The 17,001-nt window shown below is 59.9% G+C and carries 18 protein-coding genes; 14 read left to right on the forward strand and 4 right to left on the reverse strand.

Features of this window, described 5'->3' with window-relative positions; translation table 11 throughout:
* The 9 genes from ACR0J4_RS11910 to rarD all read left to right on the forward strand — a co-directional run bounded on the left by ACR0J4_RS11910 (window position 1) and on the right by rarD (window position 10,800).
* A complete protein-coding gene (locus ACR0J4_RS11910; protein ID WP_170375545.1) occupies window positions 1-570 on the forward strand; it encodes a helix-turn-helix domain-containing protein in 570 nt (189 codons plus the stop codon).
* A complete protein-coding gene (locus ACR0J4_RS11915) occupies window positions 570-1,193 on the forward strand; it encodes a LysE family translocator (protein ID WP_170642644.1) in 624 nt (207 codons plus the stop codon). The genes ACR0J4_RS11910 and ACR0J4_RS11915 overlap by 1 nt, the downstream gene beginning before the upstream one ends.
* A gap of 4 nt (window positions 1,194-1,197) precedes the next feature.
* Window positions 1,198-1,578, forward strand: a complete 381-nt coding sequence (locus ACR0J4_RS11920) for a GFA family protein (protein ID WP_170642645.1) — start codon at window positions 1,198-1,200, stop codon at window positions 1,576-1,578.
* Window positions 1,579-1,594: 16 nt separating this feature from the next.
* Window positions 1,595-4,042, forward strand: coding sequence for a GcvT family protein (locus tag ACR0J4_RS11925; protein WP_170642646.1), 2,448 nt, complete (start codon window positions 1,595-1,597; stop codon window positions 4,040-4,042).
* A gap of 97 nt (window positions 4,043-4,139) precedes the next feature.
* A complete protein-coding gene (locus ACR0J4_RS11930; RefSeq protein WP_170642647.1) occupies window positions 4,140-5,192 on the forward strand; it encodes an alcohol dehydrogenase family protein in 1,053 nt (350 codons plus the stop codon).
* Window positions 5,193-5,204: 12 nt separating this feature from the next.
* Window positions 5,205-6,098, forward strand: coding sequence for a homocysteine S-methyltransferase family protein (locus tag ACR0J4_RS11935; protein ID WP_170642648.1), 894 nt, complete (start codon window positions 5,205-5,207; stop codon window positions 6,096-6,098).
* 17 nt (window positions 6,099-6,115) lie between these two features.
* Complete coding sequence (locus ACR0J4_RS11940; protein ID WP_170642649.1) at window positions 6,116-7,099, forward strand: helix-turn-helix domain-containing protein; 984 nt, start codon at window positions 6,116-6,118, stop codon at window positions 7,097-7,099.
* Window positions 7,100-7,188: 89 nt separating this feature from the next.
* On the forward strand, window positions 7,189-9,642 hold the full coding sequence (locus ACR0J4_RS11945; protein ID WP_170747262.1) for a GcvT family protein: 2,454 nt from the start codon (window positions 7,189-7,191) through the stop codon (window positions 9,640-9,642).
* A 252-nt stretch (window positions 9,643-9,894) separates the two neighbouring features.
* Window positions 9,895-10,800, forward strand: coding sequence for an EamA family transporter RarD (rarD, locus tag ACR0J4_RS11950; RefSeq protein WP_480668618.1), 906 nt, complete (start codon window positions 9,895-9,897; stop codon window positions 10,798-10,800).
* Here rarD and ACR0J4_RS11955 read toward each other — a convergent pair.
* The gene (locus tag ACR0J4_RS11955) at window positions 10,791-11,501 is read right to left on the reverse strand and encodes an SGNH/GDSL hydrolase family protein (protein ID WP_170642652.1); all 711 of its coding nucleotides are present in this window, start codon (window positions 11,499-11,501) and stop codon (window positions 10,791-10,793) included. The genes rarD and ACR0J4_RS11955 overlap by 10 nt on opposite strands.
* Before the next feature lie 2 nt (window positions 11,502-11,503).
* Complete coding sequence (locus tag ACR0J4_RS11960; RefSeq protein WP_170642653.1) at window positions 11,504-11,914, reverse strand: nuclear transport factor 2 family protein; 411 nt, start codon at window positions 11,912-11,914, stop codon at window positions 11,504-11,506.
* A gap of 95 nt (window positions 11,915-12,009) precedes the next feature.
* Here ACR0J4_RS11960 and ACR0J4_RS11965 point away from each other — a divergent pair, with 95 nt between their 5' ends.
* Window positions 12,010-12,657 (forward strand): RluA family pseudouridine synthase, encoded by a 648-nt coding sequence (locus tag ACR0J4_RS11965; RefSeq protein WP_170642654.1) that lies wholly within the window; start codon window positions 12,010-12,012, stop codon window positions 12,655-12,657.
* A 2-nt stretch (window positions 12,658-12,659) separates the two neighbouring features.
* Here ACR0J4_RS11965 and ACR0J4_RS11970 read toward each other — a convergent pair whose 3' ends face one another.
* Window positions 12,660-12,851 carry a hypothetical protein gene (locus tag ACR0J4_RS11970; RefSeq protein ID WP_170642655.1) on the reverse strand — a complete coding sequence of 64 codons (192 nt, stop codon included), beginning with the start codon at window positions 12,849-12,851 and terminating at the stop codon, window positions 12,660-12,662.
* Between the two features lie 109 nt (window positions 12,852-12,960).
* Here ACR0J4_RS11970 and ACR0J4_RS11975 point away from each other — a divergent pair, with 109 nt between their 5' ends.
* The 4 genes from ACR0J4_RS11975 (at window position 12,961) to ACR0J4_RS11990 (ending at window position 15,929) form a co-directional block, all read left to right on the forward strand.
* On the forward strand, window positions 12,961-13,653 hold the full coding sequence (locus ACR0J4_RS11975) for a helix-turn-helix transcriptional regulator (RefSeq protein WP_170375494.1): 693 nt from the start codon (window positions 12,961-12,963) through the stop codon (window positions 13,651-13,653).
* Between the two features lie 126 nt (window positions 13,654-13,779).
* Window positions 13,780-14,451, forward strand: a complete 672-nt coding sequence (locus ACR0J4_RS11980; RefSeq protein ID WP_170642656.1) for a YiaD family glycine zipper/OmpA-like lipoprotein — start codon at window positions 13,780-13,782, stop codon at window positions 14,449-14,451.
* Between the two features lie 126 nt (window positions 14,452-14,577).
* Window positions 14,578-15,123 (forward strand): NAD(P)H-dependent oxidoreductase, encoded by a 546-nt coding sequence (locus tag ACR0J4_RS11985; RefSeq protein WP_170642657.1) that lies wholly within the window; start codon window positions 14,578-14,580, stop codon window positions 15,121-15,123.
* 11 nt (window positions 15,124-15,134) lie between these two features.
* Window positions 15,135-15,929: an FAS1-like dehydratase domain-containing protein gene (locus ACR0J4_RS11990; RefSeq protein WP_170642658.1), complete on the forward strand. Its 795-nt coding sequence runs from the start codon at window positions 15,135-15,137 to the stop codon at window positions 15,927-15,929.
* On the opposite strand, the gene ACR0J4_RS11995 is transcribed toward ACR0J4_RS11990, so the two are convergent.
* Window positions 15,921-16,955 (reverse strand): NAD(P)/FAD-dependent oxidoreductase, encoded by a 1,035-nt coding sequence (locus tag ACR0J4_RS11995; RefSeq protein ID WP_170642659.1) that lies wholly within the window; start codon window positions 16,953-16,955, stop codon window positions 15,921-15,923. The genes ACR0J4_RS11990 and ACR0J4_RS11995 overlap by 9 nt on opposite strands.
* Window positions 16,956-17,001 lie beyond the last annotated feature (46 nt).

The following is a 17,001-nucleotide window of genomic DNA, read 5'->3' on the forward strand; positions in this document are numbered from 1 at the left end:
TTGAACACGCAAACCCCTCAGCGCGCGACGCTCGGAGCGGACTTGCGGGCCTTGCGAAAGGCAAGGGGTTTGACGCTGACTGAAATTGCCGATCGCCTGAACCGCTCGGTCGGCTGGCTGAGTCAGGTCGAGCGGGACATGTCCGACCCTTCAATCTCGGACCTGCGTCAGATCGCGGAATGTCTGGGTGTTCCCATGTCGATGCTGTTTTCGCATTCTGCCGCTCCGGTTGAGGAGCAAGGCTATGTGGTTCGCGCCGTTTCACGACGTCCTATGGGCTCGGGTGAAGAAGGTCTGATCGAAGAACTGCTGTCGCCAGACCTGACCGATGATTTCGAGATGGTGCATTCCACGTTTGAGCCCCGATCCAAAATGCAAAAACCCGCGGACCGACCTACGCAGGAGGTCGGATATATGATCTCGGGCCAACTGGACCTGACGATCGGCGCGCGGCACTTCACGGTCGGCCCGGGCGACAGTTTCCGGATCAAGCACGAACCCTATCAATGGGCAAACCCCTATGATGAGCCCGCCGTGGCCATCTGGGTCATTGCACCACCGGTATACTGATGAGCTTTGAGGCCTGGACCATATTCGCGCTGTTCTGGGTGGTGTTCGTCATCACTCCGGGGCCGAACGCGGTCAATTGTATCTCAAACGGCATGAGCTTGCCCTTCCCGAAGGCGATGCTTGGTGTGCTTGCGATCCTGACGCAGGCCAGTGCGTTTTTGAGCTTGTCGGCATTGGGCGTAACCGCCCTGATCGCAGCCTCACCCGCCGCGTTCTTCATTGCCAAATTGGTCGGGGCGGGGTTTCTGATCTGGGTCGGTATTCGCGGATGGATCAACGCGAAACGGCCAGCGCCTGCCACTGAGCGCCCTGCGCGGCATGTCTATCTGCATGCGCTGGCGGTGGCGACGATCAACCCCAAAAGCGTTGCTGGCTATCTGGCGGCTTTCTCGCAATTTGTGCAGCCCGACGTGCCGATCTGGCAGCAGATGGGGGTGATCATGCCGACCGCTCTGATCATCACGACGCTCAGCTATACCGGCTTTACCCTGCTGGGCGCGCTGATGGGCAAGGCGGCATTGGGGGCTGTGTTCAATATCTGGGTCCGCCGGATCATGGCGACCTGTTTCATCATCTATGGCGTGTTGCTGGGTGCCAGCTCTTCGCCCGCAGCAAGGGGGTAGCTATATGGAGACGGGATCCTGCCTTTGCGGCAAAGTCGCGTTTACGATTGACGGAGACCTCTCGCCGCCCTCTGCCTGCCATTGCGGTCAGTGCCGCAAACAATCGGGTCATGTCTGGTCATCGACTTGGACACATCAGGACAACTTAAGCTTCACCGCCAGTGACACGCTACGTTGGTTCCGCGCCTCAGAAACGGCACGGCGCGGGTTCTGCAGCGAATGCGGCTCATTCCTGTTCTGGCAGCACAATGAAGAAGACACGATTTCGATCTCGATGGGGGCGCTCAGCGAACCGACGGGACTGAAACTCTCAAAGCACATCTTTGTCGCGGACAAGGGTGACTACTACGACATCTCAGACGATCTGCCCCAGCGGGCACAGTAACAGAGGATCAAAACACATGAGTGATTTTCCAACCAAGGCCCGTGTGGTCATCATCGGTGGCGGCGTTGTCGGCTGCTCGTCCTTGTATCATCTGGCGAAAAAGGGCTGGACGGACTGCGTTCTGCTGGAAAAGAACGAACTGACTGCGGGGTCTACATGGCACGCGGCGGGTAACGTGCCGACCTTCTCGACTTCGTGGGCGATCATGAACATGCAGCGCTATTCGACCGAGCTGTATTCGCGTCTGGCCGAAGAAGTCGACTATCCGATGAACTACCACGTTTCGGGGTCTATCCGTTTGGCGCACAGTAAAGAGCGCATGCAGGAATTCGAACGCGCGATGTCGATGGGTCTGTACCAGGGCATCCCGATGGAGATGTGGACCCCAGAGCAGGCGAAAGAGCGCTACCCGTTCCTTGAAACCCATGATCTGGAAGGCGTGCTGTACGACCCGACCGATGGCGACATTGATCCGGCGCAGCTGACACAAGCCTTCGCCAAAGGCGCGCGTGATCTGGGCCAAAAAATCATCCGCTTCTGCCCGGCCACCGATGTAACGCAACACGATGACGGCACTTGGACCGTTCACACCGAAAAGGGCGACATTGCCTGTGATTATGTCGTCAACGCAGCCGGATACTACGCGCAGCGTGTCGGTGAGATGTTCAATCCCTATGGCGGCCGCATGGTGCCCGCCATGGTCATGAGCCACCAGTACCTGCTGACCGATGAAGTCCCCGAGGTTGAGGCATGGTCGAAAGAAAACGGCGGCAAACTGCCTTTGCTGCGCGACGTGGATATCTCGTACTACCTGAGACAGGAAAAGAACGGCTTCAACCTCGGCCCCTACGAGCCCAACTGTAAGGGCGAATGGATGACCGAAGACGACCCGATGCCCGAGGATTTCAGCTTCCAACTTTGGAACGACGATCTGGACCGGATTGAGGACATCATCACCGACGCGATGGAACGCGTTCCGCTGATGGCAACCTCGGGGGTTGGTCGCGTGATCAACGGCCCGATCCCTTACGCGCCGGACGGTCTGCCGATGATCGGCCCGATGCCCGGTGTGAAGAACGCGTTTGAAGCGCACAGCTTTACCTTCGGCATCGCGCAAGGCGGTGGTGCAGGCAAAGTGCTGGCCGAATGGATCGTTGATGGCCACACCGAGTGGGATATGTGGGCCGTCGATCCGCGACGCTACACCGACTACACCGATCAGGACTACTGCAACCAGAAGGGCATGGAGGTCTACGGCAACGAATACGCCATGCACTTCCCGCACCATGAATGGCCTGCTGCGCGCGACAAGAAACTGTCGCCAGTCCATGCCAAGGTCAAGGAACTGGGCGGCGTCATGGGCGCTTATAACGGCTGGGAACGCGCAAACTGGTTTGCCAAGCCGGGCGACGACACCTCGCTTGAGGCCACACATACATGGGGTCGCTCGGGCCCGTGGGAGCAGCGCATCAAGGAAGAGTGCGAAGCTGTCCGCGACAATTGCGGCGTGCTGGACCTGCCGGGCTTCTCGCGTTTCATGGTCAAAGGTGAAGGTGCTGCCGAAACTCTGCGCGGCCTGATCACCGGTGGTCTGCCCAAGATTGGCCGCATCAACCTCGTCTACATTTCGGACGACCGTGGCCGTATCCTGACCGAGATGTCCTGTATCCGACTAGGCGAGGATGAGTTCGTGATGATCACGGCCGCTACCGCGCAGTGGCACGACCGCGACATCCTGATGTCAGCAATGCCAGAAAGTGTTTCGGTCGAGGACGTCACTACCACTCGTGACACGCTGATAGTGACCGGCCCGAAATCGCGCGAGATTCTCTCGGGCCTCAGCAATGCGGATCTGTCCACCGGCTGGCTGACGCATCAATCCGCGACCGTGGCGGGCAAACCGGCCTTCCTGATCCGCGTCTCCTTCGCCGGAGAGCTGGGGTGGGAGGTTCACGCCCTCAACGAAGACATGCCGGCGATCTACGAAGCGATCCTCGACGCGGGTGCGACCCCGTTCGGCATGTACGCCCTGAACTCGCTGCGTATCGAGAAAGGCTACCGTGCGTGGAAGGGCGATCTGTCGACCGACTACTCGCTGCTGGAAGGCGGGCTGGAGCGGTTCGTCAAACTGGATAAACCGCAGAACTTCCCCGGCAAGTCCGCAATCCTGAACGAAAAGCAACAGGGTGTGAAGAAATCCTTTGTCACGCTGACAGTGGACGCAGGCGATTGCGACGCGCCTTACATGTCTTGCATCTGGCAGGGCGATCAGATCGTGGGCGAGACGACCTCGGGCGCATGGGGCTATCGTGTTGGCAAGTCTATCGCGCTGGGCATGGTCAAGACCGAGGTCGCAAACCCGGGCACAGAGCTTGAGGTTGAGATCTACGGCCAGAAGTACCGGGCTGTGGTGCAGGAAGACCAGCCGCTCTGGGATCCCGCCAACGAGCGTCTGCGCGCCTGATCCCTTTGGGGATTGCCAAATTGGCACAAAACTCCAAGCTGGGGCCCATGGCGGGCCCCAGTCTGCCTTTCACCAAAGTCCAAATCGGAAGGCTGAAATGACGATCCCTGCACATATGTCCGGCGTTTACCTCACTCATCACGGCGGGCCGGAGGCTTTGCAGTGGCGCGAGGATATTCCCGTTCCAACGCCCGGTCCCGGGCAGGTTCTGGTCCGCGTCGCAGCTGCCGGGGTCAACAACACCGATATCAATACGCGGGTCGGGTGGTACTCTTCGGACGTGACCGGGGCCACCGATGACGTCGATCAGGATATCGATGCCGGAGGGTGGGGCGGCGCGCTTCAATTCCCTCGAATTCAAGGCGGCGACCTGTGCGGCATTGTCGAAGCAGCCGGTCCGGGTTCAGGGTTTCAACCCGGTCAGCGCGTGACCTGCCCGATCAATCTGCCGCGCCCGCGACCTGGCCATCCACAGGGGTTTATTGCCTTAGGCTCTGAGATTGATGGCGCCTTTGCCCAATACTGTCTGGTCGAAGCGAATGATCTCTACGATGTCTCCGCTTCGCCCTTGTCAGATACCGAGATCGCGGCCATTCCCTGCGCCTATGGCACGGCCGAGAACCTTTTGACCCGCGCCGGGGTCACAGCTGGCCACAAGGTGCTGATCACTGGGGCTTCGGGCGGTGTCGGTCTGGCGGCAGTGCAACTGGCCCGCCTGCGCGGCGCGTCCGTCTGGGGCATAACCGGTGCCGCCAAGGCCGAGGTTGTGAAATCCCAAGGCGCGGTTGAGACCTTTGATCGCGATGCTGCGTTGCCTGCAGACATGTTCGACGTCGTGATCGACGTGGTTGGAGGCCCTAAATGGGCGGGCCTCATGCTGGCCCTGAAACCCGGCGGGCACTACGCTGTATCAGGCGCAATTGCAGGCCCGATGGTGCAGGCCGATCTGCGCGACATCTACCTGCGCGATATCACCATTCACGGCTGCACTCACCAACCGCCCGAGGTGTTTGGCCGTCTGGTTGAGCTGATGAATGCCGGTCGGATCAAGCCTTTGATTTCCCGCACCTATCCCCTAAGGGATATTGCCAAGGCACAAGAGGATTTCCAATCCAAAGCGTTGCCGGGGAAATTGGTGCTGATCCCGTAAGGAGTTTATGACATGGCCGAAATTACTCTGTTAGATGGCTCGATCGGGCAGGAGCTGGTCAAGCGCAGCGGCAAACAACCAACGCCGCTTTGGTCGACGCGGGTGATGATCGATCATCCGGAATTGGTGCGCGAGGTTCATGCCGAATACTTCCGGCGCGGGGCCACAGTCGCGACAACCAACACCTATGCCGTCCACCGCTCGCGCCTTGTGCGCGAAGGGATCGAGGACCAGTTGGCGCAATTGATCCACACCGCCGTGTCTCAGGCCGATCTGGCGCGCGCAGGGAATGGCGGGCGCATTGCCGGAGCGCTCGGGCCGCTATTGGCCTCTTACAGACCCGATCTCGAGCCTGATCCGGAGGAGGCCGGACGCAAATTCGCTGAACTGGTCGCGCTTATGGGCGATGGTGTGGACCTGATCCTGATCGAAACTGTCTCGTCGGTGATGGAGGCCGAAGGCGCCCTGAGGGGCACTGCTGGCTGCGGGAAACCTGTGTGGCTGGCCCTGTCTCCGATGGACGAAGACGGAACGCGGCTGCGATCTGGCGAGCCGCTGGGTCAGATTGCCCCCTTGGTCGAGCGTTACAATCCGCAAGCCGTTTTGATCAACTGCACCCGTCCCGAAGCGGTTCCAGCCGGGCTTGAGATACTGTCCGGGATGGGACTGCCATATGGCGCCTATGCCAACGGCTTCACGCATATCGCCGAGGGGTTTTTGCAAGACGCCCCTACGGTTGATAGTCTCGCACAGCGCCACGATCTCAGCCCCGAGGCCTATGCCGACCACGCGATGGCCTGGGTCGACCAAGGCGCAACAATCGTTGGCGGATGCTGCGAGATCGGCCCGGATCATATCGAGGCCCTCGCGCGTCGCCTGGAATCAGCCGGTCATCGGATCGTCTGAACCGACAAGGGAACGGTATGTCCGAGACATCATCGCCAGCCACTGACAGGCGTCAGACCAGCCCCGTGCATTTCGACATTCTGGTCGCACCGGGCTTTGTGCTGCTGGAACTCGCGTCGCTGGTAGATGTTCTAAGGATTTCCAATCGGGTGTCTGCGACGCCGCCGTTCACCTATACCTACCGATCCCTGCGTGGCGGTCTAATCGCCAGCAGCAGCGACGCAACGGTTCAGACCGAAACCGTGCCTACCCAACCCGATGCCACCTATCTGTTTGTGATCGGAAACTCTAACCCGGATCACCCCGACCTGTCTTTGGGCCGGGTCGTGTCGAACTATACCTATCGCGGTGCACAGGTGTTTTTGCTGGCAGAAGCGGCAAGCCGGTATATCGACGAGCAGGGCACAGCCGATCTGGCAACCCATTGGGAAAACGCCTCATTCCTGCGTGAGCGCGGTGCGCGGTTCGAGGCGAAACTGTCCATCGCAACCGAGCGCGGCGCAGTCGTCACCTGTGCAGGTATGGGGGCCACCACCGATATCGCGCTGGTCGTGATTGGGCGGCATATCTCGGGGCCCACGCAATTGACCGTGGCGGACGTCATGCTGCATGAAAACATCCGCGATTTTTCGTCGATGCAGCCCTTCTCGGGCGCGAAAAACACCGCGACTGGGGATAAGAAACTGGATCAATGCATCAAGCTGATGCAGGCCAACATCGAAGACCCTTTGCCGATCCAGGATCTCGTGGACAGCCTGAATATCTCGAACCGATCGCTTGAGCGGAAGTTCAAAGCGTTCTTCGGCACCACACCTAACGGGTTCTATCGCGAAATGCGGCTTGCCAAGGCCAACAACCTATTGCTGAACACCACTATGAGCGTGCGCGAAATAGGTTTGGCCTGCGGTTTCCCGAACGGGTTCTCATCAGTTTACCGGAGTTTTTTCGGTGTGACGCCCTTTGTGATGCGCCAACAAAAGAGACAAGCCGCGCAGCGATGATTTTTGCGGATGCGATGACGTTTTTGATGGATTCCGCGCCGATTTTTCATGCCATTCAGGGGGAAACCTGAACGAACGGAGTCTTCACTATGGTTGATCTTCCCAGCAAGGCCCGCGTGGTCATTATCGGCGGCGGCGTGATCGGATGCTCGGTTGCCTATCACCTGACCAAGAAGGGCTGGAAAGATGTTGTGCTGCTTGAGCGTAAACAACTGACTAGCGGCACAACCTGGCATGCGGCTGGCCTGATCGCGCAGCTGCGTGCGACGGCGAACATGACCAAATTGGCCAAGTACAGTCAGGAACTATACGGCTCGCTCGAGGAAGAGACCGGTGTCGCGACAGGTTTCAAACGCTGCGGCTCGATCACTGTCGCGCTTACCGAAGAGCGCAAGGAAGAGATCTACCGCCAAGCCGCCATGGCACGCGCCTTTGGAGTCGAAGTCGAAGAAATCTCGAACGAGCGCGTGGCCGAGCTGTATCCGCATCTCAACATCGAAGACGTCAAAGGGGCTGTGTATCTGCCGTTGGACGGGCAGGGCGACCCGGCGAATATCGCGCTGGCTCTGGCCAAAGGTGCGCGCCAGCGCGGTGGCATCGTGAAAGAGCGTGTGAAGGTCACCGATATCGTCAGGCAAGGGCGCAAGGTCACCGGCGTTGACTGGGTTGCCGACGATGGCAGCGCCTCGGGCCATATCGAATGCGATATGGTGGTGAACTGCGCCGGGATGTGGGGCCACGAAGTGGGTCGCATGGCGGGCGTGAACGTCCCGCTGCATGCTTGCGAGCATTTCTACATCGTGACCGAGGGCATTGACGGCCTGACTCAGCTGCCAGTTCTGCGCGTTCCGGATGAATGCGCCTACTACAAGGAAGACGCTGGCAAAATCCTTCTGGGTGCCTTTGAACCGAACGCCAAGCCTTGGGGCATGAATGGTATCCCCAACAGCTTTGAGTTCGACCAGTTGCCCGAGGATTTCGACCATTTTGAACCGATCCTCGAAGCGGCGGTGAACCGTATTCCGATGCTGGCCGAAGCCGGGATTCACACCTTCTTCAACGGACCTGAGTCTTTCACTCCTGATGATGCCTATCACCTGGGTCTTGCGCCCGAGATGGACAATGTCTGGGTCGCGGCGGGCTTCAACTCGATCGGTATCCAATCGGCCGGTGGCGCGGGCATGGCGTTGGCCGAATGGATGGACAGCGGTGAGAAGCCGTTTGATCTGGGGGATGTCGACATAAGCCGGATGCAGCCCTTCCAAGGCAACAAGCAGTACCTGTTCGAGCGCTCGAAAGAGACTCTGGGCCTGCTCTACGCCGATCACTTCCCGTATCGTCAGAAAGCCACTGCGCGCGGGGTGCGGCGAACTCCGTTCCACCATCACCTGTTGGAACAAGGCGCGGTCATGGGGGAATTAGCCGGTTGGGAGCGGGCCAACTGGTTCGCCAATGACGGGCAGGAACGCGAATACCAGTATAGCTGGAAGCGTCAGAACTGGTTCGAAAACTCTGCCGCAGAACACCGCGCTGTGCGCGAGAATGTCGGCATGTATGACATGTCCTCCTTCGGGAAAATCCGCGTCGAAGGTCCGGATGCCGAGGCATTCATGAACTACATCGGCGGCGGCGACTACTCGGTGCCGAACGGCAAGATTGTCTACACCCAGTTCCTGAACCGCACCGGCGGGATCGAGGCCGACGTAACCGTGACCCGCCTGACCGAGACCGCCTATTTAGTCGTCACGCCAGCCGCGACCCGTCTGTCAGATCAAACATGGATGCAGCGCCATGCAGGCAACTTCAACGTCGTCATCACGGATGTGACCGCAGGCGAAGGCGTTCTGGCCATCATGGGACCGAACGCGCGCGCTTTGCTCGAAAAAGTCTCGCCCAACGATTTCTCAAACGCGACCAACCCATTTGGTACCGCGCAAGAGATCGAGCTTGGCATGGGCCTCGCCCGCGCGCACCGCGTCACCTATGTGGGAGAGCTGGGGTGGGAGATCTATGTCTCCTCTGATATGGCAGGTCATGCCTTCGAGACGCTGCACGCAGCCGGGCAGGATATGGGTCTAAAACTGTGCGGCATGCACATGATGGACAGCTGCCGCATCGAAAAGGGCTTCCGCCATTTTGGGCATGACATCACCTGTGAAGACCACGTGGTTGATGCCGGGCTTGGTTTTGCCGTGAAGGTCGACAAGGGCTGTGACTTCATTGGCCGCGAAGCCGTGATTGCGCGCAAAGAGACTGGCCCCAAAAACCGCCTCGTGCAGTTCAAGCTGACTGAGGCCGAGCCGCTGTTGTTCCACAACGAACCTATCGTGCGTGACGGTGAATATGTCGGCTATCTGAGTTCCGGCAACTACGGCCACACTCTGGGTGGTGCTATCGGTCTGGGCTATGTGCCGTGTGAAGGTGAAAAAGCTGCGGATGTTCTGGCATCGAGCTACGAGATCGACGTTTGTGGTGTCAAAGTGAAGGCCGAGGCGTCTTTGAAGCCCATGTATGATCCCAAGTCCGAGCGCGTGAAAGTTTAACCCGCAGAACAGGGGGCTCTGCCCCCGTCGCGGTAAGCCGCGACTCCCCTGAGATACTTAGGGCCAGATGAAGCAGGGGATCCAGTCTTCATCTGGCTAAAAATATCCCGGAGCGCGAGGCAGAGCCTCGCAAAATTGCGCGGTTTCGAAGTCGACCCATCACAATTCGTTATGTGCGACTTCACTGTTTTCAGAGTTTTCAACCCTTCCGGAACTGCCGTAAATGGGTCCGATACTTGTCGGAGATTTCCCGTGGCGACTGCCTCCTCACCTTTACAAAATGCGGACACTCCAAAGGGGTTTGTACTGGCGGTTTCAGCCTATGTCATGTGGGGTTTCCTGCCTCTCTATATGAAAGCGCTGAGCCATATTGGCCCGGTTGAGGTTGTGGCGCATCGGGTCATCTGGTCGGTGCCGGTGGCAGGGCTTCTTCTGGTCATTCTGGGGCGGACCCGAGACCTTAGGGCCGCGTTGGGCAATCCCAAGATGTTGGGAATGGCGGCTTTGACGGCGGCGCTGATCTCGGTGAACTGGGCGATTTATGTCTGGGCGATCTCAACCGGCCATGCGTTGGATGCGGCGCTCGCGTATTATATCAACCCTTTGTTCAGTATCGCCTTGGGCGCTGTGTTGCTGCGAGAACCTCTGACGCGCATGCAATTGGTTGCTGTCGGTCTGGCGGCTTTGGGCGTTTTGGTTCTGGTGGTCGAGGCTGGGCGTCTGCCTTGGGCGGCGCTGGGTTTGATGGTGAGTTGGGGTTTCTATGCCTTCTTCAAAAGGTCTCTGCCGATTGGTCCCAATCAGGGATTTCTGCTTGAGGTTCTTATCCTTTTGATCCCCGCAATCGCCTATGTGACGTGGCTGGGTGTTCAGGGAACTGGGCACTTCGGGATGTTGGCCTCGGATACTCTCTTGCTGTCCTGCGCTGGTGTCGTGACGGCGGTGCCGTTGCTGGTCTATGCCAATGGGGCCAAGCTCGTCAGGCTGTCGACGATGGGTATCCTGCAATACATCGCGCCCACCATGATCTTCATCACCGCAGTCGCCGTGTTCGGAGAACAGATTGACCGCGGCCGCATGATTGCCTTCCCTCTGATCTGGGCAGCGCTTGTGGTGTATTCGATCCCGATGATCCGGCAGGCGCGGGCTCAGGCCTGAAGTAGAAGCCGCGCTGCGCTTTCGGCCCAAATCGCGTAGGTTTTGGGGCTGGGGTGGTATCCATCCGGCGCCGCCAGAGCGGGATCATCCGGTAAATCCAGTGACAAGTGTCGGAGTTGCGGATGGGCGGCAACGACCTGTTGCAGACCCCGATCCAAGCGCGCGGATTGTCGACCCAAAACCCAAGCCAAGGGATGGGGCAGGGACGGAAAGCGGTTCATCTGCGGCACTGCTGTCGCCACAACGCGTCGCGCGCCGAGGTGTTGGGTCAATATCCTGGCCAACTGGTTTTGCCGTTCGACGAAGCGTTTGTAGGTCACGCCTCGGGTCACGTCGTTTACGCCGAGCGCTGTCACAACCGCATCGAATGTGCCATCAATCGCTTGCAACCTCTCAAGCGTGTCTCGTGTCGTGTGTCCGGTTGTTGCCTCCAACCGCCATTCGACCGAGTGATGCCGCGCCAAGTGTTTGACCAAATGGCCTGACAGCGCCTGTTCTTGCGTGCCCGCGCCTACGCCGGCGGCAGAACTGTCGCCCGCAATCAACAGGCGCAGGCGAGGCCCACGGCCCGTTCGCCCTTCGCGTGGACCGATTGGTTCCGGCAGCAGCTGGGCCTTGCGGCGCACAGCCAATCCCTGCGCCGCCAGAACCGGCAGAAGGGGCACACGCAGAATCTGATCGGCGGCAAGCGGATTTGACATGATCAGCTTAGGGCGGATTTGAATTCCAGAAACCGCGGGTCGGTCATCACACGGGCCATCATCGCTTCACGCAGGGCACCAATGGTCTTGTGAGGGCGCATCACAACCTCGAACTGCTGGATTAAACCCTCTTCGTTTAGCGTGATCAGGTCCGCGCCGACCGCATCCAGATCTCCGACCTTGCATTGAAACTCCAGCGCCCAGTCATTGCCGCTGCCCATGATCCGTCGATAGCGGAAGTCGGAAAATACCTTACCCACATGGCCCAAAACGGCCGCAACCGGCGCTCGACCGATCCATGTGCTGTAGTAGGTGGGCGGCATGAAACGGACGTCCTCGGCCAAAAGCTCATGAATGAGGGCTTCGTCCCCTTTGGCGACAACCTCTTGCATGCGTTCGATTGTTGGATGCATGTCCTCTCCCCTTTTTGCCTCAACGGTTCACGATACGCGCGCCGCACGCAAGGACGACGTTGCGGGAAGTGGCGCTGTGGGATAGGCACGCGGGCATGAGCGAGATCTACGATCCCCCCCAGACACCGCTGGATGTGCTGCATGAAGATGCGCAACTGATTGTGGTGAACAAGCCCTCGGGCTTGTTGTCGGTGCCGGGGCGTGGTGCGCATTTGGCGGATTGCCTAATGACCCGCGTGCAGGCGGTGTTTCCGCAGGCCCTGTTGGTGCATCGGTTGGACCGGGATACCTCGGGCGTGATGGTCTTTGCGCAGACGCCCCACGCGCAACGCAATCTGAGCATGCAGTTCGAGCAGCGACAAACCCGCAAAACCTACATTGCTCGCGTTTGGGGGCGGGTTGAGGGCAAAACGGGGACGGTTGATCTGCCGCTGATCGTAGACTGGCCCAATCGACCGCGTCAGATGGTGTGCCATGACACGGGCAAACAGGCCGTCACGGATTGGCGTGTCGTCAAATACGAAGGTGATACGACGCGCGTGCGGCTGTTTCCGAAAACCGGTCGTTCGCATCAGTTGCGTGTTCACATGCTGGCCTTGGGCCACCCGATTCTGGGTGACCCGTTTTACGCCGATGGCGCAGCGCGCGATTTCCCGCGCCTCATGCTGCATTCCGAGGAGTTGCGCCTGAAAAGCCCCGAGGGCGGCGTGGCGATGAAATTTCGTGCCAAGGCGGATTTCTAGGTTCAGGCCACGTTGGTCCACAACAGTTTCAGGTTCCCGAGAGAAAACCTACGCGATCTTTTGCGGCGCGCGGGTTGTGCGCGGTGTCGATCTGCGGCTAGTTCACGCTCGATCTCATAGGCGCGAAGCGTGTGATCCTGCGACCAGCATTCAAGTTTCAGGTGCAACAGAACATGGTTGTCTAGGCTGGGCATATTGGGCCTCCGAGTTTTTGAAATCTGACCCAATCTCGCGCACCACTCCTGACACCCCCTTGTCAGGGGGATGTGCTAGGCTGTCAGCAGTTTGACAGGAGACCCCGACATGAGCCGCTCGACCCGGTTGTTCGAAATCATCCAGATGCTCAGGGCCGCAGATGCGCCCGTGACAGCCGATCAACTGGCCGAAAAGCTCGAGGTTTCCACGCGCACAGTCTACCGTGATATCGCCGAGTTACAGGCGCAGCGCACACCGATTGAGGGTGAGGCAGGCGTGGGCTATCTGATGCGGCGCGGCTATGATCTGCCTCCGTTGAATTTCGACGCGGAAGAGGTTGAGGCACTGTGGGTCGGGTTGTCGATGCTGGCGCGCACCGGGGACAGCCATCTGCAACGGGCAGCGCGGCGCATCTGTGACAAGATCGACGCGCTCCATTGTCCTGCCGATTGGCTGCAGGTCTCGACCTGGGGTGCGCCGGTTGATGATCCCGCGAAAGGATGCATCCCGGTGGCCAGCTACCGCGAAGCCATACGGGCCGAGCAGAAACTGCGCATCACCTATGTCAACGGCGCGGGCGAACGCTCGGAACGAGTCATTCGGCCTGTGGCTCTGATCTACCACATCGAATGCACGATGCTCGCCGGATGGTGCGAGCTGCGGGGCGGGTTCCGGCATTTCCGGACCGACCGTATCTGGGCCTGTGAAGACACGGGCCAAAGTTTCCGTGGCCAAGGCAGTTCGCTCCGGGATTTGTGGAACGAGCAGGAGGGCAAAGATCCGGCCGCGCAGACCGTCTGAACAAGTATGGGCGGGGATTCGCCGACTTCACCGCTTTGTTGCTTGAGCCCGCGCAACGCTGCCGTGATATACTGATCTGCAACAAGGCAAACCCGATCAACGGGTGCCCGAGCAGAAGGTGATACCATGACGATTTCCAAGTTTTTTCTGGCAACCGGGCTATGCTCGGCCATGACTCTGACGGCCTGTACCGATCCGGGCACGTTGAACCTGCCCTCCGATCCGAATCAGAATGCCAAGCAGGGCGCGGTTTTGGGGGGTTTGGTTGGTGCTGGTGTCGGCGCAATCGCGAACAACTCGAACCCTCTTTTGGGCGCGGTAGCAGGCGGTGCGATCGGTGCGGCTGGTGGAGGCCTGATCGGCAACCAACTTGATAAACAGGCGGCAGAGTTGCGTCAGCAGCTGGCCAATGACGGGATCACCATTGTCAACGCGGGCGACCGGCTGATTGTGACCGTTCCCAATGACATCACCTTCGACACTGACAGTGCGACGGTCCGCCCGGCCTTGCGGGCCGACCTGGTGCGGGTTGGTCAGAACCTCGTGAATTATCCGAACTCCAACGTGCAAATCATCGGTCACACCGACAGTGATGGCGAGGCCTCCTATAACCAAGGCCTGTCCGAGCGTCGCGCCGATGCGGTTGCAGACGTCCTTCAGGCGAACGGTGTGAACTACAGCCGGATCGTCACCATCGGGCGCGGTGAAGATAACCCGGTTGCCTCGAACCTGACGCCGGAAGGCAAATCGCAGAACCGCCGGGTCGAGATCGTGATCGTACCCAGCGCAAACTCGTAATTCTATGTGCATTGCGGGCGGTCTTGGGGCTGCCCTTTTGCGCGCACGATCTGTGCAAGAAATGGGGTTTGGATCAGGCGCGTCTCGGTCTACCTATTGGGAAACACTGAAACGGAGTTTCCCGCAATGTCCCAACCGACCCTTCTTGGCCTGTCCGGTTCCCTGCGTCAGTCAGCAACAAACCGTAAGCTTCTGCGCGAGGCGGCACGCCTTTTTGATCCTGCCAGCTTTGTCGAAGCGGATTTGAACCTGCCCCTCTATGATGGGGATCTGGAAGAGGGTGAGGGCATCCCAGCCGCCGTGCAAACGCTGGCTGACCAGATCGGGCAAGCGGATGCGGTGATTATCTCCACACCGGAATACAACAAGGGGCCGTCGGGCGTGCTGAAGAATGCTCTGGACTGGGTCAGCCGCACGTCGGGCAAACCTTGGGCCGACAAGCCGGTTGCGGTGATGTCCGCCGCTGCGGGTCGGGCCGGAGGGGAGCGCGCCCAGATGGTCCTTCGCGCCTATTTGGTGCCGTTCCAACCGCGCATTCTGCAAGGCCCCGAGGTCCATCTGGCCAACAGCTCCAACGCGTTTGACGACGGGGGACGGCTGACTAGCGAGCGCTATGAAAAGACCATCCATGCGTTGATGCAAAAGCTGCGGGCCGAGGTCGAGCGTCTTTAGGCGGATACGGTATGCATCAGGATCGGCAAAGCGATGTGATGGACCCGGCCCGGGCGGCGGCCTTGCAAGTTGCGCTGGGGTTGGAGCCTACGATCTCTGGCGGTTCTGCGTTGCCACCGTTCTTTCATCAGCTTTATTTCTGGTCCCCGCGCAGGCCATCTGATCTGGGGCGCGACGGGCACCCTCGGGTTGGGATTGATCTGATCCCGGACATGGGCCTGCCGCGTCGGATGTGGGCCGGGGGGGGGGTGCACTTCCATACCCCACTGCGGGCAGGTGTGGAGGCCGAGCGGCATTCCGTTTTGGAGAAACAGAGCCGCAAAACCGGGCGCACTGGGCCGTTGGGGTTTGTCACGCTCAAGCATGAGATCTGGCAGGATGGGGCGCTCTGTGTCACCGAATGGCAGGATCTGGTCTATCGAGAAGATCCCGGTCTGGATGAGGTAAAGCCAACGCCGCCCGTGGCGCGTGGTGACGAAACAGACCACCGCGAGGTGAGCTTCGACAGCACCCTTTTGTTCCGGTATTCCGCGCTTACCTTCAACGGCCACCGTATCCACTACGATCTTGACTATGCGCGCGATGTCGAAGGGTATGGCGGGCTGGTCGTACACGGGCCGCTATTGGCGCAGTTGCTTATGTTGTTTGCGGAGGAGGTGATCGGCCCGCTGACGCGCTTTTCGTTCCGGGCAACCGCGCCGCTTTTGCACTTTGAGACGGCCACACTCTGCCGCAACGGGCCGGACCTGTGGGTTCGAGGCCCCGATGGGCGACAGTGCATGCAGGCAGAAGCGCGGTCAAAGTGACGCTTCGGGGCGGAAGTCCGCAGGGATTTCATCTCGACCGTCCAGCATCAGGTCCGCCATCACCTCGGCCACTTTCGGAGCCATGCCAAAGCCGATCTTGAAACCACCATTGGCAATAAACTGACCGTCGTGCAGCGGGTGTGTACCCAGCATCGGAGCGCGGCTTTTGCTGCGAGGGCGGACACCGGCCCATCGCTCGATCACCTCGGCTCCGTGAAGCACGGGAACGGCGCGGGTGGCGCGGTCGATCACATCCTCAAGCGCGTCGTCGGTGCTGGTTGGATCATCATAATCCCGCTCCGAGGTCGAGCCGATCGCAAGCGTGCCGTCTGCATGCGGCACGATATGGATCGCATCTGCAAAAAGCTGCGGCACCGCGCCCGCATCAAAGCGCAGCAATGCCGCCTGTCCCTTGACGCCATTGCCGACGGTTTTCCCGAAGCTTTGGCTGAGCTCATGCAATCCGGCGACACCTGTCGCATGCAGCACATGGCCCTTGTCCGGGGCCTCAGCGACCACCTCAACCCCCATGACCGAGAGCGCCGCAACCAACGCGGCACAGGCCCGTCTTGGGTGCATCCGCGCGGTCAGGGTGTCATGGATGACATAGCCGGTCGGGCTGGGCGGGCACCATTGGCCTGCCTCTGACGTGGACAGTACCTGCCACTCGGCCAGGCCCTGCCACAGCTCTTGCGCGGTGGCGTGCCGTTGGTGCGCCAACTGCAAGCTGCGCTCATCCATGATGGGTTGCAGACGTCCCAGACGCCCATAGCCTGCTGAGACCCCTCCGGTTGCTTCGACCTGCGCCCAAAAGGGTTCGGCCATGATCAGGCTGTCGAACTGAAAGGCTTTCTTAGCATTCCAGTTCTCGGGCACATGCGGGGCCAGGGCGCCGACCAACCCTCCGCTGGAGCCCGCGCCGGGCCCAAAGGGGTCAACAACCTGCACCTTTGCGCCGCGCCGGGCGCAGGTCCAGGCGATGGACAGGCCAAAAATGCCAGCGCCACGTACCGTCACATCGACCATTGCCAAACCCCTCTTCCTTGTTCAGTGTCGCGCCGCTTAGCTACAG

The sequence above is a fragment of the Ruegeria sp. B10 genome (assembly GCF_056539825.1).